This is a genomic window from Agrobacterium sp. T29 (assembly GCF_006970545.1).
GTDB classification, from domain to species: domain Bacteria; phylum Pseudomonadota; class Alphaproteobacteria; order Rhizobiales; family Rhizobiaceae; genus Agrobacterium; species Agrobacterium leguminum.
Genome location: NZ_CP040641.1, coordinates 789,024 through 813,960, shown reverse-complemented (window position 1 = coordinate 813,960; position 24,937 = coordinate 789,024). Strand labels below are relative to the sequence as shown.

Sequence of the window (24,937 nt, the reverse complement as noted above, 5' to 3'; positions counted from 1 at the left end):
AACCGGACGATTCGGCCGGTGGCGTGCGAGTTGGAAAAAACGATGTCGGCTGACAAGACCGTACAATCTGCGCTGACGGAGCTGAATGCTGCCATCACAAATCTCGAAAATGCCATCGATATGCGTATCGAGCGGCAAAGGGAGACGGGCGAGATCGATAACGAGGTCAAGCGGGTCCATGTCGACCGCGCAAGGCTCGCGCATGAGCTGGATCAGGCCGAGTTTCGCGCCAATCGTCTTGAAGAAGTCAACCGCGAGGTTTCCCGCCGGCTGGTGACGGCGATGGAGACGATCCGCGCGGTGCTGGATCGATAGGAGCGGGCTCATGGCGCAAGTCACAGTTATGATCGACGGCAAGGCCTATCGCATGGCGTGCGAGGCGGGGCAGGAAGACCATCTGACCGATCTCGCAACGAGGTTCGACCGGTATGTCGGGCACCTCAAGAGCCAGTTCGGTGAAATCGGCGATCTTCGCCTGACCGTTATGGCGGGCATCATGGTGATGGACGAGCTTTCCGAACTCAATCGCAAGATCGAGAAGCTGGAAGGAGAGGTCGCCTCCCTTTCCCGCAACCGCGACGGCATGGCCGAGCACCGGGCGAAATCGGACGAGATGGTGGCGCTCGCCATCGGCGATCTGGCCGACCGCCTGAACGGGATTACCGAAAAACTGCTGGCGCGGCCGAAGCCCGCCGCGCATTGATGGCCTGAAGGGTTCTGAGGCGGCAAAATTTCGCGCGCTGCCCTCTGGCGGTTTTCTCCGATCCGTCCTATATCTTCTATGCGTTCTGCGCTTCCCGACAGGAACCACAATCCCTGGGGCCATACTCGATCCAAAGGGAGCTGTCCCTGGCCAGTCCCGTGGGGCTGGACACACGGTGCCCACCTACTTTTGTAGGCGCCCAGGATCGTAAATCTCCATCGGTCGCCGTGGATCGCGCTTGAAGTTTCGGATCAACCTCCGGGGCTTCCCTGTATCCTTGATATATTCGACAGTCATTTTTCATAACTGCCGGACGCGGCTTTTTTATATTGCCGTCATTGCAATGGCGGAACAATTCCCTATTATCCGGATTGGTATGTCTGTCATGCCCTTTAAAAAAGGGCGCTGCGGTCAAAACCGCGACGTGCCGTTCAACAGCCCAAAGAGCTAAACTTGTTTACTGAAATTATGATCGTGGTCCTGCTCACCGTATTGAACGGTGTGCTTGCCATGTCCGAGCTTGCCGTTGTCTCCTCCAGACCGGCGAGGCTCAAAGTGCTTGCCACACAAGGCAGCAAGGGCGCCACAATGGCGCTCAGCCTTTCCGAAAATCCCGGACGCTTTCTTTCCACGGTGCAGATCGGCATCACGCTGGTCGGCGTCCTTTCCGGCGCTTTTTCCGGCGCCACGCTCGGTGCCCGCTTTACGGCGTGGCTTTTGGAGCAGGGCGTTCCCGACCGTGCCGCCGATGCGCTCGGCGTCGGCTCGGTGGTCGTCGCCATCACCTATCTGTCGCTGATCGTCGGGGAACTGGTGCCCAAGCAGATTGCGCTGCGCGATCCCGAAAAGGTCGCCGCCCGCGTCGCCCCCACCATGATGCTGCTGTCCAAGGTCGGCGCGCCGCTGGTGTGGCTGCTTGACCGGTCGGGCAAGGCCGTTCTGGCGCTTCTCGGCCATAGCGGTGAATCCAACGCTTCGGTCACCGACGATGAAATCCGCACGGTTCTGGCCGAAGCTCACAGTGCCGGCGTGATCGAGACCGAGGAATCGGCGATGATCACCAGCGTCATGCGCCTTGCCGACCGCAATGCGCGCGGCCTGATGACGCCGCGACGCGATGTGGAAGTGGTCGATATCGAAGACAGCGCCGAAGAAATCCGCGAGCAGCTTCGACAGACGCAGCGTTCGCGCCTGCCGGTGCGCAACGGCGCCTCGGATGAAATTCTCGGCGTGCTTTTCGCCAAGGACGCTTTCGATGCGCTCGCTTCCGGCAAGGAACTCAACATTCGCGAGCTTCTGCGGGAAGTGCCGGTCGTATCGGATCTGACGAGCGCGGTGGATGTCATCCAGTCGCTGCGTCGCTCCACCGTACATATGGTGCTGGTTTACGACGAATACGGCCATTTCGAAGGCATCATCAGTTCCGGCGACGTGCTGGAAGCCATCACCGGCGCGTTCCAGGAAGATGATGACGAGGAGCCGGCCATGGTCGAGCGCGAGGACGGTTCGTTCCTCGTCGCCGGCTGGATGCCCGCCGACGAGTTCGCCTATCGCATGGGTTTCCAGATCGACGAGGATGCCGAGTTCGAAACCGTTGCCGGTCTGGTTCTGGACGAGTTCCGCCGCCTGCCGGAACTGGGCGAGCATGTCACCCGCAATGGTTGGCGTTTCGAGGTCATCGATCTCGACGGCCACCGCATCGACAAGGTTCTCGTGAGCCGGGCCGCTTGATGCCCGGTGACGTTGCCAAAAAAGCAAGGCTGCGCGGCGAAAGGCTCGCCGCGCGCGATGCACTGACGCTGGCGGAGCGCCAGCAGAAGAGCCAGTCCATAACGGCCCATGGCGCCTCCAGCATCCCCTTTGCACCGGGCACCGTAATTTCCGGCTTCATGCCGATCCGCTCCGAGGCCGATACCCGGCCGCTGATGGAAGCGTTGCGGACAAGGGGCGGGCGTCTCGTCCTGCCCGTTGTGCTGGACCGCGAAACCATTGTCTTCCGCGCCTTTGAAACGGATACGCCGCTGGTGAAGACCGGCTTCGGCACGACCGGGCCGGGCGAGGATGCGGAGGTTCTCGATCCGGATATTCTGCTCGTGCCTCTTTCCGTCTTCGATGGCAAAGGTCAGCGGGTCGGTTATGGCGCGGGCCATTATGACCGCGCCATTGCGCGGTTGCACGCCAGGGGCCGTCAGCCTGTGCTCATCGGCGTCGCCTTCGATTGTCAGGAAGTGCTATCCGTACCGGCGGAGCCGCATGATGTGTCGCTTCACGCCATTCTGACGGAGAGCGGCCTGCGCTGGTTTTCCGGCCAGCCGTTGATGTCTGATAATGGGCAAACGGCGCTTTAGCACTTTTTAAAAGACGGATTACCCGCTAGAGGGACGAAATCCAAAGAACATACGCAAAACGGGGCGGTGAATGAGACTTCTTTTTCTCGGAGATATGGTTGGCAAGACCGGACGCACGGCTGTCTGGGAACGATTGCCGGGGCTGATTTCCGACCTGAAGCTGGATTTCGTTATCGTCAACGGTGAAAACGCTGCCGGTGGTTTCGGTATCACCGAGGATATCTATCTCGAGACCATCAATGCTGGCGCCGATGTGGTAACGACCGGCAACCATGTCTGGGACCAGAAGGAAGCGGTTTCCTTCTGTGAGCGCCACGACCAGTTCCTGCGGCCCGCCAATTATCCGGATGGTACGCCGGGCAAGGGCTCGGGCATTTTTTATGCCCGCAACGGCGCGCGCATACTGGTTGCCAACATCATGGGCCGGGTCTTCATGCATCCGGAACTGGACGATCCCTTCAAGTCGGCGGAAAACATTCTTGCCGCCTGCCCGCTGAAGGAACAGGCCGACGCCATTATTTTCGATTTCCACGCGGAAGCGACCAGCGAAAAACAGTGTTTCGGCCATTTCGTCGACGGGCGCGCAAGTTTCGTTGTCGGCACCCACACCCATGTTCCGACCGCCGACGCGCAGATATTGAACGGCGGAACCGCCTACATGTCGGATGCCGGCATGTGCGGCGATTATGACAGCTCGCTTGGCATGGAGAAGGAAGAGCCGATCAACCGCTTCATTTCCAAAATGCCGAAGGGCCGTTTCGAGGCTGCGAGCGGACCTGCAACGATCTGCGGTGTCGGCGTTGAGATTTCCGACCGAACCGGACTTGCGGAAAAGATTGCGCCGCTGCGCATCGGACCGCGACTTTCGGAAACCCTGCCATCCTTCTGGGTTTAATCTTCCCCGAAGCGTTCACAATGACGAGAGTGTAAGCCTTCCGTTACTCTTGTAACTGGACGCTCGCCAAAACCTGTCCCATCCTCTCAGCTTCGCAAGTTCAGGGGAGTGGCATGATGCTGCGCGTGCTAATGCTTGCAATAACGGGGCTGATCGCCTGTTCGGGAGCGGCCTTCTCCCAGACGGCGAGCCGTCCTCCCGTCAGCCAGTGCCAGGCGATCGCCAGCAACATTCCGGGCGTCATGTTCGCGAGCTTCAATCCGCCGGGTGTTCAGCTGGCGCAAGCTGCGGCAAAGGAAGAGGTGAAGATCAGCTTCATCGGCCATTCCACCTATCTCATCGAAAGCCCCGGCGGTGTGACTATCGCCACCGATTATAACGGCGTCTATCGTCCGCCCGTCACGCCGACGGTGGTGACGATGAACCGGGCGCATTCGACGCATTTTACCCTCAGTCCGGACCCGGCCATTCAATATGTACTGCATGGCTGGAGCGATACGCCGGGAGAAAAGGCCGAGCACAAGGTTCTGGTGGGCGATGTCTATATCCGCAATGTCGCAACCGACATCCGCAACCGCTGGGGCGATTACGAGTCCTTTCAGGAGAACGGCAATTCCATCTTCATCTTCGAGGTTGCCGGGCTGTGCATCGGCCATCTCGGGCATCTGCATCACGAGTTGACGGATACGCATTATGCCGAGATTGGCCGTCTGGATGTGCTGATGGTGCCGGTGGATGGCGGGCTGACCATGGGTGCCGACAGCATGAGCCGCGTGGTCAAGCGCCTGCGCTCCGCGCTTATCCTGCCGATGCACCGCACCGGCCCGCCGCTGGAGCAGTTTCTGACGATGTTCGGCGAAAGTTTCCGTATTGCCTATGCGACCGATCCGGTGATCCGGGTTTCGATGAGAAACCTTCCCCGCCAGCCGCAGATACTGGTGCCAAAAGGCATGTAGCATGGCGACGGGCGGGGAAGGCCGGGGGGAGTGGTTTATCAGGCAAAGGTGAGGTGCTGGCGGACGCCGACGTCAGGCGTCTTGTCATCCGACATGTTCGCCTTGGCGATTTCCCAGCCGAATTTCAGCGTGCTGTCCGTCGAAGCCCAGATATCGGCATCGTCGACATGCAACGCCAGCATGGTCAGTTGCGGGTCGCTTTTGCCATGTTCGTACCAGGCCGCCGTGACGGAGTTCCAATATTCGTCGATCTTGGTTTTGTCGTCGCGCGCTTCGAGGATGCCTGAAAGGCAGGCGTGGTAGTCATGGTCCTTGCCCACCACGCAGAAATGCGCCCGGGAGCCGGATTTCAGCGATTTCACCAGATCGGTGTCTTTTTTGGAGAAAAACCAGATGGTGTTGGTCTTGGGGTCAGCATGAGGCGCCATGGGCTGCATGTGGTTGTGCAGTCCCTCCAGCCCGAGCATGCCGGCATGGACGGAATTGATCTCGTCCCAGAGCTGGCGGGCCGGTGCTTCTCGTGCTTCAGTCAGGCTGACCATATGTTTTCTCCTTCGGGTCTTATGCTGCGACGGAGGAAAAATGCCCTGTTCCGCCGCGTTCATGATCAGAACGAAGAGCGGATAAATCAGTTCCTTCCGTTGTTGCAGCAAGAGAAAGCGCTTGCGGGGTTGAATGGCGCGGCTATCGCACTTATAAGGCCCGCAATCTCCAAATTACGACAATCAGGTTTTCCATGGCTGGTCATTCACAGTTCAAGAACATCATGCACCGCAAGGGCAAGCAGGACTCCGTGCGGTCCAAAATGTTTTCCAAGCTTGCGCGCGAAATCACCGTTGCGGCAAAGACGGGCATGCCCGACCCGAACATGAACCCGCGCCTGCGTCTGGCAATCCAGAACGCCAAGGCACAGTCCATGCCGAAGGACAATATCGAGCGTGCGATCAAGAAGGCGTCCGGCGCGGATGGCGAAAACTATGACGAAGTCCGTTACGAGGGTTACGGCCCGGGCGGCGTTGCTGTCATCGTCGAGGCTCTGACGGACAACCGCAACCGCACCGCCTCCAACGTTCGCTCCATCTTCACCAAGGCCGGCGGCGCTCTCGGCGAAACCGGCTCGGTCTCCTTCTCCTTCGATCGGGTTGGCGAAATCTCCTACAAGGCTGAAGTCGGCGATGCCGACAAGGTCATGGAAGCCGCCATCGAGGCCGGTGCCGACGACGTCGAATCTTCCGAAGATGGTCACACTATCATCTGCGGTTTCGAAGCGATGAACGAGGTTTCCAAAGCGCTGGAAGGCGTGCTGGGCGAAGCCGAAAGCGTCAAGGCCATCTGGAAGCCGCAGAACACGGTGCCGGTGGATGAAGAAAAGGCACAGTCGCTGATGAAGCTCATCGACAATCTCGAAGACGATGACGACGTGCAGAACGTCTACTCCAACTTCGAAGTGTCCGAAGAAATTCTCGCCAAGCTTTCCGCCTGACGTCTCATATTTCATAAAAAAGCCCCGGTAGCGTCCGCTCCGGGGCTTTTTGTTTAGGCGGCCTTCTTTATGGAGGTCCGCACGTCGGCAAAAATCTCCACGGATCGCAGCCGCTTTTCGATGTCATGGATCGGCATGGAAACGATCAGCTCATCCGCCTGCGTTTCCGCCAGGAAGCCGTCGAGATGGCGCTGGATCGTCTCAGGCGAGCCCACGGCTGCGAAACGCAGCGTGTGTTCGACAGAGAAACGTTCCATCTCGTTCCAGTAATCGTCCATGCTGTGCACTGGCTTCGGAAACTGCGTGCGCACGTTGCGGCGCAGGTTGACGAATTGCTGCTGCGACGAGGTGAAGAGATGCTGTGCCTCCTCGTCGGTATCGGCGCCGACGCCCATCACACCCACCATCACATAGGGCTTGTCCAGCACTTCGGAGGGTTGGAAGCGCTCGCGATAGATATGGATCGCTTCCATCAGCATATCGGGTGCGAAGTGAGAGGCGAAGGAATAGGGCAGGCCGAGGGCTGCGGCGAGATGTGCGCTATAGGTGCTGGAGCCGAGCAGCCAGATCGGCACGTTGGAATTCATGCCCGGTACGGCGAGAATGGCCTGATCCTGCTGCGGCGGGCCGAGGTAACGCTGGAGTTCGACGATATCGTGCGGGAAATTTTCCGCACCGGCATCGAGATTGCGGCGCAGCGCCCGTGCCGTGCGCATGTCGGTTCCGGGAGCACGGCCGAGACCGAGATCGACACGGCCGGGAAGCAGTGCCGCAAGCGTGCCGAACTGCTCGGCGATGACGAGCGGGGAATGGTTGGGCAGCATGATGCCGCCGGAGCCGACGCGGATATGTTTCGTGGCCGCGCCCACATGGGCGATGACGAGCGATGTTGCCGCACTGGCAATGCCCGGCATGCCGTGGTGCTCCGCCAGCCAGATGCGGTTATAGCCGTGTTCTTCGGCCTTGATCGCCATTCGGCGGGAATTTTCAAGCGCCTCACTGACGCTCTCGCCTTCGCCGATGGGCGAAAGGTCGAGAATGGAAAAGGGGATCATCCGACGCTCCTGCGAAATTTAAATCTTTGCTGCGGATGTAAGGCGCGTGTCCCGATTTACCAGTGAAGTCGCGCAGAATTGAAGGATGGTTCAAAAAAATTGGGGCCTTCGAAGAGGCCCCCGTTCTTTTTCAGCCTGCCCGCCGAATTTGTCGGGTGTCGCGATGACCAGCCGCATCCCGGTCGGAAGCCAGCGTGAATTGTCCAAGCCTGCCGTCCATTTCACCCGCTTCGGAGGCGAGATTGTGAATGGCGGCCGTCGTTTCTTCCACCATGGCGGCATTCTGCTGGGTCATGGTGTCGAGGCTGGCGACGGTGCTGTTGATTTCCGAGAGCGTGTGCGCTTCCTCGCGGGTGGAGTCCATGATCTCCTCGATGCGCGCGCTGATGGTCTGCACATGCTTGCCGATGCCGGAAAGCGACGTGCCTGCTTTTTCCACCAGCGCCACGCCGGCGGAAACCTCGTCGGTGGAGCGCTTCAGCAGGCTGGTGATCTCCTTTGCAGCCGCTGCCGAACGCTGCGCCAGTTCGCGCACCTCCTGCGCCACGACCGCAAAGCCTTTGCCTGCTTCGCCTGCACGTGCTGCCTCCACGCCGGCATTGAGGGCGAGAAGATTGGTCTGGAAGGCGATTTCATCGATGACGCCGATGATCTGGTTGATCTGGCGTGACGAGGTCTGGATCGCCTCCATGGCGGCGATGGTCTGCTCCATCACGCGGCTGGATGCCGTGGCCTCCGCGCTGGCGTCGCGGGCGATCCGCGTTGCCTGTTCGGCGCGTTCGATCTGGTCGCGGACGGCTTCGGTGATCGCCTTGATGGCGCTTGCCGTTTCGGTGATGGAGGCTGCCTGTCGCTCGGTGCGTTCGGCGAGCTGATCGGCGCCCACCCGCATTTCCTCGGAACCGCCACGAACCGCGGCGGAGTTGCCGCCGATGGCCTGCATGGTTTCGCTGAGCCGGGAAAGCGCCGTGTTGAAGTTGTGGCGCAGGCTTTCGAGATCGTCGGGGAAGACGGTTTCGATACGATAGGCGAGGTTGCCGTTCGCCAGCCGGTCGAGACCTTCATCCAGGGAATGCACGACCATCTGCAGGGTGCCGGCCTCGGCCTCCCGTTCCGCAAGATGCGCGCGGCGGGCCGTTTCGGCTTCCTCACGCGTGCGTGATGCGGTTTCTTCCATCTCCCGCTGCAGGATGAGCTTTTCGCGGAAACTGCCGAGCGCCTGCGCCATGCGGCCGATCTCGTCCTTCCGGTCCTGATTGCCGATCTCCGCATCGAGACGGCCTGCGGCCACTTCGCCGGTCAATCCTGCAAGCTTTTCCAGCGGTGCGAACAGGCGCCGCGCGAAGAAGGCCGTCGCCGCGCACATGGCCGCCAGAACGCAAAGGCCGATCACGGCAAGCGTGCCGGCAATCGAAACCGAGCCCGCATTCAATTCGCTGCGCAGCATGCTTTCCACCGCGAGATATTTTTCCCCGGCAAAGGAGAAGGGGCGGGCATAGGCATTGGCCTCGCCATCGGCACGGTCGATCTTGGCAATCGTCATGCCCGTCGTATTCAGCGCCTGCCCATGGAAACCATAGATTGCCGGATCGAGGCCGACCAGCCTGTTACCCTCCACGCCGATAACCTTGCCATCGGCGGAAACGATTGCGGACTGTTCGGAACTGCCGGCCGTCACACCCTTTGTGAGGATCTGGCTGAAGACCTCTTCCTTGACCCGGAAGAGGACGATGCCCTTGAACGCGCCGAATTTGACGACCGGAACGCCGAAATAAATACCAGCCTCTTTCGTGGCGGCGTCGATGCGCAGGCCGGAGAAGCTGGTCTGCGCCACGTCGTTCACGGCCTTTTCGGCATTCGCGGCGCCGCGCGTGAAGGCCGCGCCGAGGCCGCTTTCCGCCCACGCGCTGCCGGTGACGGTTTCCCCGAAAGCCGTTCCCTTCAGGTAAGAGTAATAGACCGTGCCTGCAGGATCGATGAAGAGAACGTCGCTGAACGGCGTTCCCTGCAGATAACCGCCAATATCCGTCTGGGTTTTTTCATGGGTCGAATAATAAAAGCCGCTTGGGCTTTCCGGCTTGATCAGCTTTTCCTTTTCGCCGAAGGGGTTTTCCTTGACGAAGACGCGCTGCAGTTCCGCCTTCGCATCGCCGGAGTTCTTCTGCACGGTCGCCCAGCCGCTGCGCATGGAAACGACAGCCATTTGCAGGGATTCGATCTTGGCAATGGAATCCGCCTGCGTTTTCAGCTGCTCAAGACGCTCCTGAAGCATGTCGCCGCGAAAGACGAGAATGCTCTCCATGGATTTCGACGCCTGTTCTTCGAGAACGCCGCTGCTGCTTTGATAGCCGAGAAGTGTCAGAGCCCCGGTCGAGATCGCCATAAGCGCCAGGAAAATCGCCAGCACTTTGGTGGATATGGAATGAAAACGGTTCAGCATGGCCGATACAGCCCCCAATGCCGGATCAGTTCCCGCGCCATGCATGTGGCGCCACCGGATGGCTGATATGGCTCAAATATTATGCCGCGGATCATCATGTCCGCAGCTCCCCTTTTTTGATTTTGTGGGGGAACAATGCGGTACGCGGTTTAAGCAGAGGTAAATGCTGCACTGCAAATTTGATGAATGTTGTCGTTTTGTTCACTTATCGCTGGCAGGGTCGCAGCCGGAAAGATAAGGTGCCTCATGCAAAAGACGATTCGAATCATCGGCATTGACCCCGGATTAAGGCGCACCGGCTGGGGGGTGATCGACACCCTCGGCAACAGCCTGCGGTTTGTCGCCTCCGGCACGGTGACGTCGGACGGCGATATGGATCTGGCCTCCCGGCTCTGCCAGCTGCATGACGGGCTGGCGGATATTGTGCACAGCCACCAGCCCGACGAGGCGGCGGTGGAACAGACTTTCGTGAACAAGGATGCGGTTGCGACCCTGAAACTCGGCCAGGCGCGCGGCATCGCCATGCTGGTTCCGGCGCGCGCAGGGTTGCCGGTCTTCGAATATGCGCCGAACGCGGTGAAGAAGGCCGTCATCGGTGTCGGGCACGGCGAAAAGCAGCAAATTCACATGATGCTGAAAATCCTGATGCCGAAGGCCGAATTCAAGGGTAACGATGCGGCGGACGCGCTCGCCATCGCAATCTGCCACGCCCATAATCGCGGCGGTGACAGGATGCGGCGACTGCTGGCGGCCGGTTGAATATTTAAAGTCTCATTGCAGCGGGCGGCATCATGATCGGAAAACTGAAAGGCAGCATCGAGGAAATCGGCGCGGACTATGTGCTGGTGGATGTGCACGGCGTCTGTTACGTCGCCTATTGTTCGGCGCGCACGCTGTCGAAAATCGGCTCCGTCGGGGAAGCGGTGGTGCTGTTCATCGAAACCTATGTGCGTGAGGACCAACTGAAGCTCTTCGGTTTTCTATCGGCGCTGGAGCGGGAATGGTTCAACCTGCTGCAGAGTGTGCAGGGCGTGGGCTCAAAAGTGGCCTTGGCCGTTCTTTCCACGCTGTCGCCCTCCGAACTGGCCAATGCCATTGCGCTACAGGACAAAACGATGATCTCACGCGCGCCGGGCGTCGGGCCGAAGGTGGCGGTGCGCCTTGTGACCGAGCTGCGCAACAAGGCGCCGGCCTTCGCCGGAGAGGCTTCCGCCTCGATCGGCCTCAAGCAGGAGCTTGGCGAAGGCGTCGCATCCGCACCGGTGGCGGATGCCGTTTCCGCGCTCACCAATCTCGGCTATTCGCGCGACCAGGCCGCCAATGCGGTTGCCGCCGCGCTGAAGAACGGCGGGGAGGGCGGCGACAGCGCCAAGCTGATCCGGCTCGGGCTGAAAGAGCTTTCGCGTTGATGCGCTTAATGCTAAATTCCTTACAATGGGTGAAAAGTAAGAAAAGGGCAGCGGCATGGGCTTTCAGGTGACAATCACCTCCAAAGGGCAGATGACAGTTCCCAAGAACGTGCGCGAACAATTGAAAATCAAGCCCGGCGACAAATGTTACGCCTGGGTTCGTAACGGGGAGATGATCGTTGTCCCTCGTAATAAATCTCTTGCCGATCTGGCCGGAATTCTCGGTAAACCTCCGAATGGCAAAAAGCTTACCGTCGAGCAGATGAATGACGCGATTGGTGAGGGAGCCGTTGCGCGATACAAGCGTTCTACGGGTAAGACGGAAGACGAATGACCAGCCGTTTCGGAATAGACACGAATATTCTGCTCCGTATCGTGGTAGATGACGATGTCGAACAAAAAGAAACGGTGAAGCGTCTTCTTACACGGCTTGAGGACGGAGAAACCCTGCTTGTAAGTCTTGCTGTGATTTTGGAGACGGCGTGGGTACTAGGCCAGTTCTACGGTTATCCTAAAAGCACCGTTCTGGAGTTTTTCCAGCTTATGCTTGAGCGGCGGGAACTGGAAATTCCGGATTATGAGGCGATTGGCAATGCCATCGACATATGCCGGAATACAAATGCGGATTTTTCCGACGCAATTGTATCGGAAAGCAACAGGGTCAATGGCTGCGTGGCGACATATACGTTTGACAAAAAGGCTGCTCGCAAGCTGCCGGGAATGGAACTTCTGACATGAGTGATCCGGCAAGGCTGATCACCCCCGAAAAGCGCGGTGAGGATATCGACACCACCCTGCGCCCGCAGTCGCTGGACGATTTTACCGGCCAGGCGGAGGCCCGCGCCAATCTCAAGGTATTTATCGAGGCGGCCAAGAACCGTGGCGAAGCACTGGATCACGTGTTGTTCGTCGGCCCGCCCGGCCTCGGCAAGACCACGCTGGCGCAGATCATGGCCAAGGAACTTGGCGTCAACTTCAAATCCACCTCCGGCCCTGTCATCGCCAAGGCGGGCGATCTTGCTGCACTTCTGACCAATCTCGAGGAGCGCGACGTTCTTTTCATCGACGAAATCCACCGTCTCAACCCGGCGGTGGAAGAAATTCTCTATCCGGCAATGGAGGATTTTCAGCTCGACCTCATTATCGGCGAAGGACCGGCGGCGCGCTCGGTGAAGATCGATCTTTCCAAATTCACCCTTGTCGCCGCGACGACCCGTCTTGGGCTTTTGACGACGCCGCTGCGCGACCGTTTCGGCATTCCCGTCCGGTTGGCTTTCTACACTGTGGATGAGCTGGAACTGATCGTCCGGCGCGGCGCGCGGCTGATGGGGCTGAACATGACCGACGAGGGCGCGCGCGAGGTGGCAAGGCGTGCCCGCGGCACGCCGCGTATCGCCGGGCGGCTATTGCGCCGTGTGCGCGATTTCGCCGAGGTGGCGCGGGCGGAAGCCGTTACCCGCGAGATCGCCGATGAGGCTTTGACCCGGCTTCTGGTCGACAAAATGGGTCTCGACCAGCTCGACATGCGTTATCTCACCATGATCGCCGTCAATTTCGGCGGAGGCCCGGTTGGCATCGAAACCATCGCCGCTGGCCTTTCGGAGCCGCGCGACGCCATCGAGGATATCATCGAGCCCTATATGATCCAGCAGGGCTTCATCCAGCGCACGCCGCGCGGCCGTATTCTGACCGGCACGGCCTGGAAACATCTGGGCATGCAGCCGCCGAAGAATATCGAGGCGGCGCAGTTCCGGCTGACGCTGGAGGAGGATTGAGGGAACAAGCCCGGTGTACCGGCATTTGATCGTCTTTGGCACGGAGATGATCATGTCGGTGTATCGCAAGGGCACGAAGGTCCGGTGGAACTGGGGCAGCGGCACCGGTGAAGGTAAAATCGTCGAGACTTTCACGGATGATGTCGAACGCACCGTCGCCGGCTCCAGAATAAAGCGGAAAGCGAGCAGGCAGGAGCCTGCCTATCTGATCGAACAGGACGACGGCGCCAGGGTTCTGAAAAGCAGATCGGAGCTTGAGCGCGTCGATTGAACGACGCCGTCCTTCGGCGGCAATGGAGGAGCCTTCATGTCTTACGATCCGCTGCGGGTCTTCCGCAAACTCGCGCGCAACAACCGGCTGGCCAATTTTCGGCTGCATCAGGCCTGTCTTCAGCTTTCGCAGGAGGCGTTTGTGGCTTCCCGTGTGAGTTTCTTTCCGACGCTGCGCGCGACGCTGAACCACATATACACCGTTGACCTTTTTTATATTGATGCCCTGCAGGGCGGCACACTCGGCCTTGCCGCCTTTGCCGAAGAAGAGCCTTTCGCCACCATGGCGGATCTGCGTGTCGCCCAGATGGAGTTGGACGAGGTGCTTATCGCATTTGTCGACAGTCTCGATGAAGACGGCCTTGCGGCTAACGTCAATATTCACCGCGGCACGCGCATCCAGCAGGACCGCTGCGACGATATCCTGTCGCATCTCTTCCAGCACCAGACGCATCATCGCGGGCAGGCGCATGCGATGTTGTCCGGCACCGCGCTCAAGCCGCCGCAACTGGATGAATTCATTGTGGGAGATGACGCAAAAGCGAGAAAAGATGAGATGGATGCGCTAGGGTGGACGGAAACCGATTTGATGTTTCCAGCCCGCAGGTCAGCGCCATGACACACGATACCAAGCAGGACACCCGCATCCGCATGAAGTTCAAGCCGAAGCGCATTTTCCAGATGCGGGTGGCGGGACTGGCGTTTCGTGATGGACACGTGCTGGTGCACCGGGCGTCGCATGAAAAATTCTGGACCTTTCCGGGCGGCCGCGCCGAAATGGGCGAACGCTCCGAAGAAACGCTGGCGCGCGAAATGGTGGAAGAGCTTGGCGTCGAGGCCAAGATCGGGCGGCTTCTCTGGGCGGTCGAAAATTTTTTCCATTATGAAGGCAAGGACTGGCACGAACTCGGATTCTATTACCTGATGGACCTGCCGGAGACGCTGGCCTTTCATCCGACCGATATCATTCACCGCGTTCAGGATGGCGACAACGAGCTGGAGTTCCGCTGGGTCGCCGCAACCCGTCAGGCATTGACGGAGCTTGATATTCCGCCCTATTTCATTGCCGACGCAATAGAGCATCTGCCGAAGGCCACAAGACACCTCGTCTGGCATGACGGCGATCTGGACGATAAATGACCTCTGCCCCCAAACGCCACATGATCCGGCTGGACCGGAAACCGCAACTTTTCAGCATGCGCGTGGCGGCGCTGATCTTTCAGAACGGCCATGTTCTCGTCCAGCGCGGTGCGAAGGACAGTTATTGGGCCTTGCCCGGCGGGCGGGCCGAAATCGGCGAAAGTTCGCAGGAAACCATCATCCGCGAGATCGGCGAGGAGCTTGACCGGGATTGCTCGGTCGAACGTCTTCTCTGGTCGGCCGAAAGTTTTTTCGCCTATGACGATTTTGCGGCGCATGAACTCGGATTTTATTATCTCGTTTCGCTTCGCCAGCCCCTGCCGTTCCATGAAAGCGATATCGTGCATCGGGTGTTGGATGGCGTCGAGGTGGAGTTCCGCTGGCTGCCCGCGCAGCCTTCTGCGCTTCTGAAGAGCGATCTGAGGCCCCGTTTCATCGCGGAGCGTATCGAGGCGCTGCCGCAACGGCATGAGCATCTTATCGTCCGCGAAGGACGTTCCGATGCAGTTGAAATTCCCAAGGAGATAGTATGAGCGAGCTTGTGGTTTCGCTTTCGGGCGAGCTTATCGAACATGGCCACCGCCTGACGCAGCGTGTCTATTATGAGGATACGGATTTTTCCGGCCTCGTTTATCACGCGCGTTATCTGCATTTTCTTGAGCGCGGGCGCACCGATTACCTGCGTTGCCTCGGCTGCGAACAAAGCGCGCTTCTGACTGCCGATGAGGAAGGTCTTGTCTTCGTCGTTCACCGCATGGAGATCGATTTCAAGACGCCGGCGCGGATGGATGACGTGTTGACGATCACGACCATCACCGAGAAGGCCGGCGGCGCGAAAATGGTGCTCAATCAGGAAATCCGGCGCGGTGAAACGCTGCTTGTCGCCGCCAAGGTCATCATCGCCGTCATCAACGCCAATGGCCGGCCAAGGCGTCTTCCGGAGACGGTGGCGGAAAAATTCCTGAAGTAATTGGCGGCCCGGTCCAGTAAATCCATCCGGCGTGGCCTCGCTGTAACACTCCTTTAACCATAATGGTGTCTTACTTTAGCAACTGGCATTTGTGCGGCGCACGCCTTCCTTTCACCAAATTTATTGGCAAGTAAGGCTTACTGGCAAGTATCGGGGTATGGCTAAGGGGTTGGCGGCTGTTGCCGCAGGACTTCGAGCGTTAACACGCGTTTGAATCGCCCGGTCCCGTACCGGGCGTTTGGATTCGGGGATTGGATATTTATGGAACAGGCAGGTTTGGCAGCGGCGACGCACGATGTAAGTCTCTGGGCACTGTTTATGCAGGCGGGCCTCATCGTGAAGCTCGTGATGATCGGACTTATCGCCGCCTCGGTCTGGACGTGGGCGATCGTCTTTGACAAATATGTGAGCTTCGGCAAGGCAAGACGCCAGTTCGACCAGTTCGAACAGGTCTTCTGGTCTGGCCAGTCGCTCGAAGAGCTTTATCGCACGCTGGCGGAACGCCAGAATGGCGGTCTTGCGGCGATTTTCGTTTCCGCCATGCGCGAATGGAAGAAATCCTTCGAGCGTGGCGCACGCTCGCCCATCGGTCTGCAGATGCGCATCGACCGGGCGATGGACGTGACCATGGCGCGTGAAAGCGAACAATACGAGGCGCGCCTCGGTTCGCTCGCCACCATCGGTTCGGCCGGTCCCTTCATCGGTCTCTTCGGTACGGTTGTGGGTATCATGACCTCGTTCCAGGCGATTGCCGGTTCGAAGTCCACCAACCTTGCGGTCGTGGCGCCGGGTATCGCCGAAGCGCTTCTGGCGACGGCCATCGGCCTCGTCGCGGCTATTCCCGCGGTTATCGCCTACAACAAGTTCACGGCCGATGCGCACAAGCTTTCCGCCCGCATGGAAGGTTTCGCCGACGAGTTCTCCGCGATCCTGTCGCGCCAGATCGATGAAAAACTTCAGACGCGGCAGGCCGCCCAGTAAGCGGCCGCATGCTGTGCAGTAATTTGCCGCAAGGCAAAATGGAGTAGATGATATGGGTATGTCAGCAGGTGGCAGCGGCGGCGGTTCCGGTGGACGCCGGGGGCGCGGCGGACGACGCAGGGGCGGCGCGATCAGCGAGATCAACGTGACGCCGCTGGTCGACGTCATGCTCGTGCTGCTCATCATCTTCATGGTGGCGGCACCGATGATGACGGTCGGCGTGCCGATCGATCTGCCGCAGACATCCGCCAATGCGCTGAACTCGGACACGCAGCCGATCACCATTTCCGTCAACGCCAATGGCCAGATCCATCTGCAGGAAACGGAAATCCAGGCGGCCGAAGTGGCCGACAAGCTGCAGGCAATCGCCACGACAGGTTATAACGAGCGTATCTTCGTGCGCGCGGATTCCGTTGCCGCATACGGCGTCGTTGCCGATGTGATGGCGCGTATCCAGGCGGCGGGCTTCAAGAATATCGGCCTTGTGACCCAGCAGAAACAGGACAATTGACGTAAAACGATGAAGGGCAGCCTTACCACATCCGCGATCGTGCATGCGTCGCTTCTGGCTTTCGCCCTCGTTTCCCTGGGCTCGCCGGAGCCGCTTGACGTGTCGCAGGCCGAGGCCCTGCCGGTGGAACTGGTGCCCATCGAGGAGCTGAGCCAAATCCAGCAGGGCGACAAGAACGCGCCGAAAGCGGAAAAATCGGCCCCGGTCCCGACCACGCGGCCGGATATTGTCGAGAACGCCCAGAATGTCGGCAACAACACGGTCGATCTTGATGCGCCGCCGACGCCGACCACCAAGCCCAACGACAATATCAGCGCCGCCGCTCCGCCAAAGCAGGAAAAGCCGCAACCCGTCGTCGACACCAAGGCGAACGAGGTGAAGGAAATCGTCAAGGAAGAAACCTCGGCTCCGAAGCCGCAGGAAATGGCCGCCTTGCCGCAGACCAAGCCTGAGATCGCACCGCAGCCGAAGACGGAGCCGCCGCCGCAGGAAACCAAGGCCGAAGAGCCGCCGCCCGCGCAGCAGGAACCGGCCGAAATCCCCGTGCCGCAGAACGTGCCGCGTCCGAATTCCCGTCCCGAGCCACCGAAGCCGGAAGAGCCGAAGCAGGCCGAGACCAAGCCTGCCGAGCAGAAGCCCGCGGAAAAACCGGCCGAGACCAAGCCCGATCAGGCGAAGTCCACCGACAAGCCTTCCGACAAGAAGCCCGGCGAGAAGAAGCAGGAGACTGCGAAATCGGCTTCTTCGAAGGAAAGCGATTTTAACGCTGACGATATCGCCGCGCTTTTGAACAAGCAGGCCCCCTCGGGCGGCGGCGCCAAGCGCTCCACCCAGCAGGCCTCGCTTGGCGGCAAGAAGACGACGGGCGGTTCGACGCTCAGCCAGACGGAAATGGATGCGCTGCGTGGCGCGATCCAGAAGAACTGGCAGATCATTCCCGGCATGGCGGATGCCTCGGACGTTCGCGTCCGGGTCACCATGAAGCTCGACCGTGATGGAACCATCATCGGTCGGCCCGAGATCGAAGCGACCGGCGGTTCCGAAGGAACGCGTCGTGCTCTTTCCGGCGGAGCCTATCGCGCCATCATGCGTTCTGCTCCGTTCACCAACCTTCCTGCCGACAAATATGACGCATGGAACGAAGTTGTCGTGAACTTCGATCCCAGTGAATTGCTATGAATGCTGAAAGGCCTGGCAACATGAAGATATTTTCGCCGATCCGGCTGGTGCTCGCTGTCGCGGCCCTCATGTCGGTTTTCTCCGCACCGGCTTTTGCGCGGGTGGAAATCAACATCAACAAGGGCAATGTCGAGCCGCTGCCCATCGCCATTACCGACTTCATGTCGAGCGACGGCATCGGCGCGCAGGTTTCCGCGGTCATTGCCGCCGACCTGCAGCGTTCCGGCCTTTTCGCGCCGGTCAACAAGAACGCCTTCATCGAAAAGATCAGCAATCCGGATCAGCAGCCGCGTTTCGAGGACTGGAAGGTCATCAACGCACAGGCGCTCGTGACCGGCCGTGTCACGCGTGAAAGCGATGGCCGCCTGCGCGCCGAATTCCGCCTGTGGGATACGTTCGCCAACCAGCAGATGACTGGCCAGCAGTTCTTTACCCAGCCGGAAAACTGGCGTCGCGTCGCCCACATCATCGCCGACGCCATCTATGAGCGCATCACCGGTGAAAAGGGCTACTTCGACACCCGCGTCGTTTTCGTCTCTGAAAGCGGCCCGAAGACGGCCCGCAAGCGCCAGCTGTCGATCATGGACCAGGATGGCTTCAACGTCCGCAATCTCACCAACTCGAACGACATCGTCCTGACGCCGCGTTTCTCGCCGAACCGTCAGGAAGTGACCTACATGTCCTTCGAAGGCCAGCAGCCGCGCGTTTATCTGTTGCAGCTGGAAACCGGACAGCGCGAAGTCGTCGGTAATTTCCCCGGCATGACCTTCTCGCCGCGCTTCTCTCCGGATGGCCAGAAGGTCATCATGAGCCTGCAGCAGGATGGCAACGCCAATATCTACACCATGGACCTGCGCTCTCGCACCACGACGCGGCTGACGAACACGTCGGCGATCGATACGGCGCCGTCCTATTCGCCGGATGGGCAGCGCGTCGCCTTCGAAAGCGACCGCGGCGGCCGCCAGCAGATTTACGTCATGAATGCCGATGGTTCCGGCCAGCAGCGCGTTTCCTTCGGCGATGGTTCCTATTCCACGCCGGTCTGGTCGCCGCGCGGCGATCTGATCGCCTTCACCAAGCAGTCGGGCGGCAAGTTCTCGATCGGCGTGATGAAGACCGACGGTTCGGGCGAGCGCATCCTGACCAGCGGTTTCCACAATGAAGGCCCGACCTGGGCGCCGAACGGCCGCGTGCTGATGTTCTTCCGTCAGAACGCCGGTGCGGGCGGTCCGCAGCTCTATTCGATCGATCTTACGGGCTACAACGAGCAGCTCATCAAGACGCCGACTTTCGCTTCGGACCCGGCGTGGTCGCCGCTTCTGGACTGATATGACTGCCATGACGGCGCCGGTTCCTGCCGGCGCCGTCATGTTTTACTTGATACCACGGGGAAGTGCGCCTCTTTCTTGCCGCAAAGTGTTGTGAGGGAGCAAAAAAATGGGACATTTCCTTTCTGTTAACCATAAGCGTTTGCCGGCTATTAACCGCGATCAGTTAGTGTCCGGCAACGTTATTGAAATCCTAAGGAGAGACCGGCGATGAGCCGTACACACATTTCGGCACTCAGCCCCATGCAGAAACTGGCCCGTAACCCGGCTGTCATCGCCATGACGCTCGCGCTCGCTCTCGCAGGCTGCGCGAATAAGAAGAACATGCCGAACAGCGCCGGTGAACTTGGCCTTGGTGGCGCGGGCTCCGCAACGCCGGGCTCCCAGCAGGACTTCACGGTCAATGTCGGCGACCGCATCTTCTTCGATACCGACTCGACCTCTATCCGCGCTGACGCCCAGCAGACCCTGCAGCGCCAGGCTCAGTGGCTCGCCCGTTACCCGAACTACGCCATCACCGTTGAAGGCCATGCCGACGAACGCGGCACGCGCGAATACAACCTGGCGCTCGGCGCCCGTCGTGCGGCTGCAACCCGCGACTTCCTGGCTTCCCAGGGTGTTCCGGCAAACCGCATGAAGACGATCTCCTACGGCAAGGAAAAGCCGGTCGCCGTTTGCGACGACATCTCCTGCTGGTCGCAGAACCGCCGCGCCGTGACGGTTCTCGGTGGCGCGGGCATGTGATTGCCTGACGTTATTGTGATCTCGAATGAAAGGCGGTCTTTGGGCCGCCTTTTGTTTTTTTCATAGTTTGGCCGAAGTTAAGTTGCTTTTTCGGTTGATATGGAAAAAATCCGGCTTGCGCCATTCCGGTGCAAATCAGTTAAGGCAGGACGAATGAGATGAAGAAACTTGTCGTGGCGGGAATGCTGGGGCTTGCAGCCTGCACCGGCTTGAGCGGCATCGCCGTTTCGGGTCCGCTGTTCGGTGCGGGGGGTAGCTTCGGCACGATCAACTCTCAGCAGCAGCCCCCGGTCGTCCGGGTTCAGGCCAATGAAGCCTATCGGGTTCAGCAGCTTGAAGAACAGATCCGGCAGCTCAACGGCCGTATCGAGGAAATGAGCTTCCAGCTTCTGCAGATGCAGGAAACGATCCGCAAGGCGCAGGAAGACAATGAGTTCCGCTTCCAGGAACTGGAGAGCGGCAATGCCGGCGGCAAGGGTGCAAGCCCGACCGCTGCGCCGAAAAAGAAGGCGGAAGCCAGTCCGGTCAATCCGGCCTCACCGCCGACCGACGACGTTGCAACGATCATCGAAACGCCACCCGAGGGTGGCGCTTCCGTTTCTCCGTCTGCTCCCTCCACCACTCCTACAGGCGCACCGGGAGAGACGACGCTCGGCTCCATCGAGCTTGATTCCAAGGGAATGCCGGTTGGCGGCACGTTGAATCAAGGCGCTAATAATTCCTCCGCCGGCCTTCCGGGCGTCAGCACGGGCAATAGCCAGCGCAAGACGGATCCGGTGAATACTGCGGCGCTTACCAGCGAAGGCGATATTTATCAGGCCGCTTACGGCCATGTTCTTTCCGGTGACTACAAGCTGGCGGAACAGGGGTTCCAGCAATATCTGCAGGGTTATCCCAAGGGCACGAAGGCCGCGGATGCGAGCTTCTGGCTGGGCGAGGCGCAATATTCCCAGGGCAAGTTCAATGAGGCCGCAAAGACCTTCCTGAACGGCCATCAGGCCTATGGCAAATCTCCGAAGGCACCGGAAATGCTGATGAAGCTCGGCATGTCGCTTGCCGCTCTCGACAATACCGAAACCGCCTGCGCCACGCTGCGCGAGGTGCCGAAGCGTTATCCCAATGCTTCCAAGACCGTGCTGAGCAAGGTTGCCAGCGAACAGAAACGGCTGAGCTGCTGATTTTTCCCTGCGATCGCGGGTATTTCCATGCCGGTTGATGCCCGCATTCTGAACGAAAAGACTGTTGCGCCGCTCGCGGCGGCAAGGTCTTTTGTCGAAAATCTCCACACACCCGCCCATATCCTCGTCGCAATCTCCGGAGGCAGTGATTCCACCGGTCTGTTGCTGGCCTTGCATGAGGCAATGGCGGAGATGGATCGGGATGGCTTGCGCCTTTCCGCCGTCACCGTAGACCATGCGCTGAGAGCGGAATCCGCCGATGAGGCGCGCAAGGTGGCGATGCTCTGCGCCGAACTCGGCATCCCCCACGTTACCCGCCGATGGGACGGTGCCAAACCGGCCTCCGGCCTTTCCGAAGCCTCCCGGCTTGCCCGCTATCGCCTGATTGCCGAGGTCGCCCGCGAGACCGGCGCCGATCTTGTCGTGACAGGACATACAATCGGCGACCAGCGCGAAACCGTGGCGATGCGCGCCGCCCGTAGCGGCGGCTCTGACAATCTCGGTCTCTCCGGCATGGCGGATGCGGTCTTATACGATGGCCGCCACTGGATCATGCGGCCGTTCCTGATGTGTGAGAGGCAGGCGATCCGTGACTATGTGTCCTCCCGCTCGCGTGGCTGGTTCGACGATCCGAGCAATGAAAATACCCGATATGAGAGGGTGCGAGTACGGCAGGCGCTTCCCGTTTCTGCCGTCCGGATCGATGCGGAAACCTCTCTCAAAAGACAGGCGCTTTCCGAAACAACGGCCGCTTTCCTGCGCGGTCACACACAGGTTTTAAACGCTGCGCTCGTCAGATTGGCCGGCGATGGCGTCGATCCCGATCTTCCCGAGTTCCGGCATGGGCTGGCGGCGCTGATCGCCACCCTTGGCGGAAGGGCATATTTTCCGGCCGCAAGCAGCATGGAACGCGTTCTGCGGTTTCTCAAGACGGCTGAACGCGGGCGACTGACGGTCGGTCGCGTCCTGCTCGATCGCCGGCGGGACGGGCTCTATATGTTCCGCGAGCAGCGAAACCTGCCGGAGCTTGATATTGGCGCAAATGACCGAGGGCTGTGGGACGATCGTTTCCTCGTAAAGAACGGATCGGCTTTTCCAGTCCATGTCGAAGCGCGCAGGGCCAGCGATGCTGCGGAAGCGGCCGCGCTTTTTCCGTCAGTACCGGCCGGGGTGGCGAAGCAGGCGATGGCGGGGCTGCCGCAAATTGCCGCAGCGGCCGATGAGCCGGGTTCGCGGGCGGATGCCCTCACCATCACGCCGCGGTTCGCACCTTTCGATCTTTTCCTGTCGCGTTTCGACCTTGAGTTGGCGAATGCAATCGCCAATTTATTCGGGCGGACGGCATATCCACAGCCCCCGGTTTAAATCCGGCCTCTTTTTCGTGAATTGCCTTGGAATAGTTTTTACACCAAAACGCATCAGATAATGCGCTTTGCCTTGGCAACGGCAGATGTCGTCCTTATGTTAGGGGCACGTAAGAGCGGGCAGCAGATATGCCCGTGTGAGTTCGGGGAGTTCGATGAACCCAAATTTCAGAAATTTCGCCTTGTGGGCCGTGATTGCCCTCTTGCTGATCGCATTGTTCAGCATGTTCCAGACATCGCCGACGCAAACGGGTTCGCGGGAAATTCCGTATTCCCAGTTTCTTCGCGATGTGGATTCCGGGCGAGTTCGCGACGTGACCGTCACCGGTAACCGGGTTCTCGGAACCTATACCGAAAACGGCACGGCCTTTCAGACCTATTCCCCCGTCATCGACGACAGCCTGATGGAGCGCTTGCAGAGCAAGAACGTGACCATCGTGGCGCGTCCCGAAAGCGACGGTTCCTCCGGTTTCCTGAGCTATCTCGGCACGCTTCTGCCGATGTTCCTCATTCTCGGCGTGTGGCTGTTTTTCATGCGGCAGATGCAGGGCGGCTCGCGTGGTGCGATGGGCTTTGGCAAATCCAAGGCCAAGCTTTTGACGGAAGCCCATGGCCGCGTGACGTTCGATGACGTTGCAGGCGTGGACGAAGCCAAGCAGGACCTCGAGGAAATCGTTGAATTCCTGCGCGATCCGCAGAAGTTCCAGCGCCTTGGCGGTAAAATTCCGCGTGGTGTGCTGCTCGTCGGCCCGCCCGGTACGGGTAAGACGCTTCTGGCGCGTTCCGTCGCCGGCGAAGCCAATGTGCCGTTCTTCACCATTTCCGGTTCGGATTTCGTGGAAATGTTCGTCGGCGTCGGCGCAAGCCGTGTGCGTGACATGTTCGAGCAGGCCAAGAAGAATGCGCCCTGCATCATCTTCATCGACGAAATCGACGCCGTCGGCCGCCATCGCGGCGCCGGTCTTGGCGGCGGTAACGACGAGCGCGAGCAGACGCTGAACCAGCTGCTGGTCGAGATGGACGGTTTCGAGGCGAATGAAGGCATCATCCTCATCGCCGCCACCAACCGTCCTGATGTTCTTGACCCGGCACTTCTGCGTCCCGGCCGTTTCGACCGTCAGGTCGTCGTGCCGAACCCGGATATTGTCGGCCGCGAGCGCATCCTCAAGGTGCATATCCGCAACGTGCCGCTGGCGCCGAATGTCGACCTCAAGGTTCTGGCCCGAGGCACCCCCGGTTTCTCGGGTGCGGACCTGATGAACCTCGTCAACGAAGCTGCCCTCATGGCCGCCCGCCGCAACAAGCGCGTCGTCACCATGCAGGAATTCGAAGACGCCAAGGACAAGATCATGATGGGTGCGGAACGCCGCTCCTCCGCCATGACCGAGGCCGAGAAGAAATTGACCGCCTACCACGAAGCCGGCCATGCCATCACCGCGCTGAAGGTTGCCGTGGCCGATCCGTTGCATAAGGCGACGATCATCCCGCGCGGTCGCGCGCTCGGCATGGTCATGCAGCTGCCGGAAGGCGACCGTTACTCCATGAGCTACAAGTGGATGGTGTCGCGTCTCGTCATCATGATGGGTGGCCGCGTTGCCGAGGAACTGACCTTCGGCAAGGAAAACATCACCTCCGGCGCGTCTTCGGATATCGAGCAGGCCACCAAGCTTGCCCGCGCGATGGTTACGCAATGGGGCTTCTCCGATGCTCTCGGCCAGGTCTCCTATGGTGAAAACCAGCAGGAAGTCTTCCTCGGCCATTCCGTCTCGCAGTCGAAGAACGTCTCCGAGGCGACGGCCCAGACCATCGATACGGAAGTTCGCCGCCTGATCGACGAGGCTTATGGCGAGGCGCGCCGCATCCTGACCGAAAACCACGATGGTTTCGTTGCGATTGCCGAGGGTCTGCTTGAATACGAAACCCTGACGGGTGACGAGATCAAGGCCCTGCTGAAGGGTGAGAAGCCCGCCCGCGATCTGGGTGACGATTCTCCGGGCAGCCGTGGTTCGGCAGTGCCGAAAGCCGGCACCAAGAAGGACGGCCCGAGCGAAGCAAAGGGTGACGGTGAGGCCGAAGGCGGCATGGAGCCGCAGCCGCATTGATTGTTCGCGCAAGCTAAAAATTGTAAAAGGCCATCCGGGTTTCCGGGTGGCCTTTTCATTTTGGTAACAAGATATAAGCCATTTTTGCGCTAATTTACGTGCTGTT

General features: G+C 59.8%; 28 protein-coding genes and 1 other RNA gene. 26 read left to right on the top strand and 3 right to left on the bottom strand.

What is annotated here, in order from left to right; genetic code table 11:
- Nucleotides 1-42: 42 nt before the first annotated feature.
- From FGF54_RS18805 to FGF54_RS18770, 7 genes are all read left to right on the top strand, one after another.
- The gene (locus FGF54_RS18805) at nucleotides 43-315 is read left to right on the top strand and encodes a DUF4164 domain-containing protein (protein WP_035263131.1); all 273 of its coding nucleotides are present in this window, start codon (nucleotides 43-45) and stop codon (nucleotides 313-315) included.
- 10 nt (nucleotides 316-325) lie between these two features.
- Nucleotides 326-703: a cell division protein ZapA gene (locus FGF54_RS18800; protein WP_003523207.1), complete on the top strand. Its 378-nt coding sequence runs from the start codon at nucleotides 326-328 to the stop codon at nucleotides 701-703.
- 79 nt (nucleotides 704-782) lie between these two features.
- Nucleotides 783-941: non-coding RNA, 6S RNA (gene ssrS / locus FGF54_RS18795), on the top strand.
- Nucleotides 942-1,171: 230 nt separating this feature from the next.
- Nucleotides 1,172-2,434, top strand: coding sequence for a hemolysin family protein (locus FGF54_RS18785; protein ID WP_020812224.1), 1,263 nt, complete (start codon nucleotides 1,172-1,174; stop codon nucleotides 2,432-2,434).
- Nucleotides 2,434-3,051, top strand: coding sequence for a 5-formyltetrahydrofolate cyclo-ligase (locus FGF54_RS18780; protein ID WP_142780738.1), 618 nt, complete (start codon nucleotides 2,434-2,436; stop codon nucleotides 3,049-3,051). Before FGF54_RS18785 ends, FGF54_RS18780 begins: the two co-directional genes overlap by 1 nt.
- A 70-nt stretch (nucleotides 3,052-3,121) precedes the next feature.
- Nucleotides 3,122-3,946, top strand: coding sequence for a TIGR00282 family metallophosphoesterase (locus FGF54_RS18775; RefSeq protein WP_003523211.1), 825 nt, complete (start codon nucleotides 3,122-3,124; stop codon nucleotides 3,944-3,946).
- Nucleotides 3,947-4,059: 113 nt separating this feature from the next.
- Nucleotides 4,060-4,902: an MBL fold metallo-hydrolase gene (locus FGF54_RS18770; protein ID WP_121490329.1), complete on the top strand. Its 843-nt coding sequence runs from the start codon at nucleotides 4,060-4,062 to the stop codon at nucleotides 4,900-4,902.
- Between the two features lie 38 nt (nucleotides 4,903-4,940).
- Here FGF54_RS18770 and FGF54_RS18765 read toward each other — a convergent pair whose 3' ends face one another.
- Complete coding sequence (locus FGF54_RS18765) at nucleotides 4,941-5,444, bottom strand: pyridoxamine 5'-phosphate oxidase family protein (RefSeq protein ID WP_031234299.1); 504 nt, start codon at nucleotides 5,442-5,444, stop codon at nucleotides 4,941-4,943.
- A 194-nt stretch (nucleotides 5,445-5,638) separates the two neighbouring features.
- Between FGF54_RS18765 and FGF54_RS18760 the strand changes: the two genes are divergently transcribed.
- The gene (locus FGF54_RS18760; RefSeq protein ID WP_003523214.1) at nucleotides 5,639-6,385 is read left to right on the top strand and encodes a YebC/PmpR family DNA-binding transcriptional regulator; all 747 of its coding nucleotides are present in this window, start codon (nucleotides 5,639-5,641) and stop codon (nucleotides 6,383-6,385) included.
- A gap of 53 nt (nucleotides 6,386-6,438) precedes the next feature.
- On the opposite strand, the gene FGF54_RS18755 is transcribed toward FGF54_RS18760, so the two are convergent.
- Together FGF54_RS18755 and FGF54_RS18750 are read right to left on the bottom strand one after the other, a co-directional pair.
- Nucleotides 6,439-7,440, bottom strand: coding sequence for an LLM class flavin-dependent oxidoreductase (locus tag FGF54_RS18755; protein WP_080819508.1), 1,002 nt, complete (start codon nucleotides 7,438-7,440; stop codon nucleotides 6,439-6,441).
- A gap of 130 nt (nucleotides 7,441-7,570) precedes the next feature.
- Nucleotides 7,571-9,880, bottom strand: coding sequence for a methyl-accepting chemotaxis protein (locus FGF54_RS18750; RefSeq protein WP_142780737.1), 2,310 nt, complete (start codon nucleotides 9,878-9,880; stop codon nucleotides 7,571-7,573).
- 246 nt (nucleotides 9,881-10,126) lie between these two features.
- Here FGF54_RS18750 and ruvC point away from each other — a divergent pair, with 246 nt between their 5' ends.
- The 18 genes from ruvC (at nucleotide 10,127) to ftsH (ending at nucleotide 24,831) form a co-directional block, all read left to right on the top strand.
- Entirely contained in the window at nucleotides 10,127-10,639 is a 513-nt protein-coding gene (gene ruvC, locus FGF54_RS18745; RefSeq protein WP_003523217.1) for a crossover junction endodeoxyribonuclease RuvC, read from the top strand.
- 32 nt (nucleotides 10,640-10,671) lie between these two features.
- Nucleotides 10,672-11,289 (top strand): Holliday junction branch migration protein RuvA, encoded by a 618-nt coding sequence (ruvA, locus tag FGF54_RS18740; protein WP_003523218.1) that lies wholly within the window; start codon nucleotides 10,672-10,674, stop codon nucleotides 11,287-11,289.
- Between the two features lie 55 nt (nucleotides 11,290-11,344).
- Entirely contained in the window at nucleotides 11,345-11,623 is a 279-nt protein-coding gene (locus FGF54_RS18735; RefSeq protein ID WP_003523219.1) for an AbrB/MazE/SpoVT family DNA-binding domain-containing protein, read from the top strand.
- Nucleotides 11,620-12,027, top strand: coding sequence for a PIN domain-containing protein (locus FGF54_RS18730; protein ID WP_142780736.1), 408 nt, complete (start codon nucleotides 11,620-11,622; stop codon nucleotides 12,025-12,027). Before FGF54_RS18735 ends, FGF54_RS18730 begins: the two co-directional genes overlap by 4 nt.
- The gene (ruvB, locus tag FGF54_RS18725) at nucleotides 12,024-13,064 is read left to right on the top strand and encodes a Holliday junction branch migration DNA helicase RuvB (RefSeq protein ID WP_142780735.1); all 1,041 of its coding nucleotides are present in this window, start codon (nucleotides 12,024-12,026) and stop codon (nucleotides 13,062-13,064) included. Before FGF54_RS18730 ends, ruvB begins: the two co-directional genes overlap by 4 nt.
- Before the next feature lie 52 nt (nucleotides 13,065-13,116).
- Nucleotides 13,117-13,335, top strand: a complete 219-nt coding sequence (locus FGF54_RS18720; RefSeq protein ID WP_142780734.1) for a DUF2945 domain-containing protein — start codon at nucleotides 13,117-13,119, stop codon at nucleotides 13,333-13,335.
- A 36-nt stretch (nucleotides 13,336-13,371) separates the two neighbouring features.
- Nucleotides 13,372-13,953 carry a DinB family protein gene (locus FGF54_RS18715; protein WP_142780733.1) on the top strand — a complete coding sequence of 194 codons (582 nt, stop codon included), beginning with the start codon at nucleotides 13,372-13,374 and terminating at the stop codon, nucleotides 13,951-13,953.
- A complete protein-coding gene (locus tag FGF54_RS18710; RefSeq protein ID WP_142780732.1) occupies nucleotides 13,950-14,474 on the top strand; it encodes an NUDIX hydrolase in 525 nt (174 codons plus the stop codon). The genes FGF54_RS18715 and FGF54_RS18710 overlap by 4 nt, the downstream gene beginning before the upstream one ends.
- Nucleotides 14,471-15,007 carry an NUDIX hydrolase gene (locus tag FGF54_RS18705; RefSeq protein ID WP_142780731.1) on the top strand — a complete coding sequence of 179 codons (537 nt, stop codon included), beginning with the start codon at nucleotides 14,471-14,473 and terminating at the stop codon, nucleotides 15,005-15,007. The genes FGF54_RS18710 and FGF54_RS18705 overlap by 4 nt, the downstream gene beginning before the upstream one ends.
- Nucleotides 15,004-15,444 (top strand): tol-pal system-associated acyl-CoA thioesterase, encoded by a 441-nt coding sequence (ybgC, locus tag FGF54_RS18700; RefSeq protein WP_142780730.1) that lies wholly within the window; start codon nucleotides 15,004-15,006, stop codon nucleotides 15,442-15,444. The genes FGF54_RS18705 and ybgC overlap by 4 nt, the downstream gene beginning before the upstream one ends.
- A 261-nt stretch (nucleotides 15,445-15,705) precedes the next feature.
- The gene (gene tolQ / locus FGF54_RS18695) at nucleotides 15,706-16,425 is read left to right on the top strand and encodes a protein TolQ (RefSeq protein WP_003523238.1); all 720 of its coding nucleotides are present in this window, start codon (nucleotides 15,706-15,708) and stop codon (nucleotides 16,423-16,425) included.
- A 52-nt stretch (nucleotides 16,426-16,477) separates the two neighbouring features.
- On the top strand, nucleotides 16,478-16,936 hold the full coding sequence (gene tolR, locus FGF54_RS18690; protein ID WP_003523240.1) for a protein TolR: 459 nt from the start codon (nucleotides 16,478-16,480) through the stop codon (nucleotides 16,934-16,936).
- A gap of 9 nt (nucleotides 16,937-16,945) precedes the next feature.
- Nucleotides 16,946-18,115, top strand: a complete 1,170-nt coding sequence (locus tag FGF54_RS18685) for a cell envelope integrity protein TolA (protein ID WP_003523241.1) — start codon at nucleotides 16,946-16,948, stop codon at nucleotides 18,113-18,115.
- 20 nt (nucleotides 18,116-18,135) lie between these two features.
- Nucleotides 18,136-19,443, top strand: coding sequence for a Tol-Pal system beta propeller repeat protein TolB (gene tolB / locus FGF54_RS18680; protein WP_003523242.1), 1,308 nt, complete (start codon nucleotides 18,136-18,138; stop codon nucleotides 19,441-19,443).
- Nucleotides 19,444-19,653: 210 nt separating this feature from the next.
- Nucleotides 19,654-20,187 carry a peptidoglycan-associated lipoprotein Pal gene (pal, locus tag FGF54_RS18675; protein ID WP_003506243.1) on the top strand — a complete coding sequence of 178 codons (534 nt, stop codon included), beginning with the start codon at nucleotides 19,654-19,656 and terminating at the stop codon, nucleotides 20,185-20,187.
- Between the two features lie 158 nt (nucleotides 20,188-20,345).
- Nucleotides 20,346-21,365, top strand: a complete 1,020-nt coding sequence (gene ybgF, locus FGF54_RS18670; protein WP_168208185.1) for a tol-pal system protein YbgF — start codon at nucleotides 20,346-20,348, stop codon at nucleotides 21,363-21,365.
- A gap of 27 nt (nucleotides 21,366-21,392) precedes the next feature.
- Nucleotides 21,393-22,730 (top strand): tRNA lysidine(34) synthetase TilS, encoded by a 1,338-nt coding sequence (gene tilS, locus FGF54_RS18665; RefSeq protein WP_142780729.1) that lies wholly within the window; start codon nucleotides 21,393-21,395, stop codon nucleotides 22,728-22,730.
- A 154-nt stretch (nucleotides 22,731-22,884) separates the two neighbouring features.
- Nucleotides 22,885-24,831 (top strand): ATP-dependent zinc metalloprotease FtsH, encoded by a 1,947-nt coding sequence (ftsH, locus tag FGF54_RS18660; protein WP_003523247.1) that lies wholly within the window; start codon nucleotides 22,885-22,887, stop codon nucleotides 24,829-24,831.
- The last annotated feature ends 106 nt before the right edge of the window (nucleotides 24,832-24,937 follow it).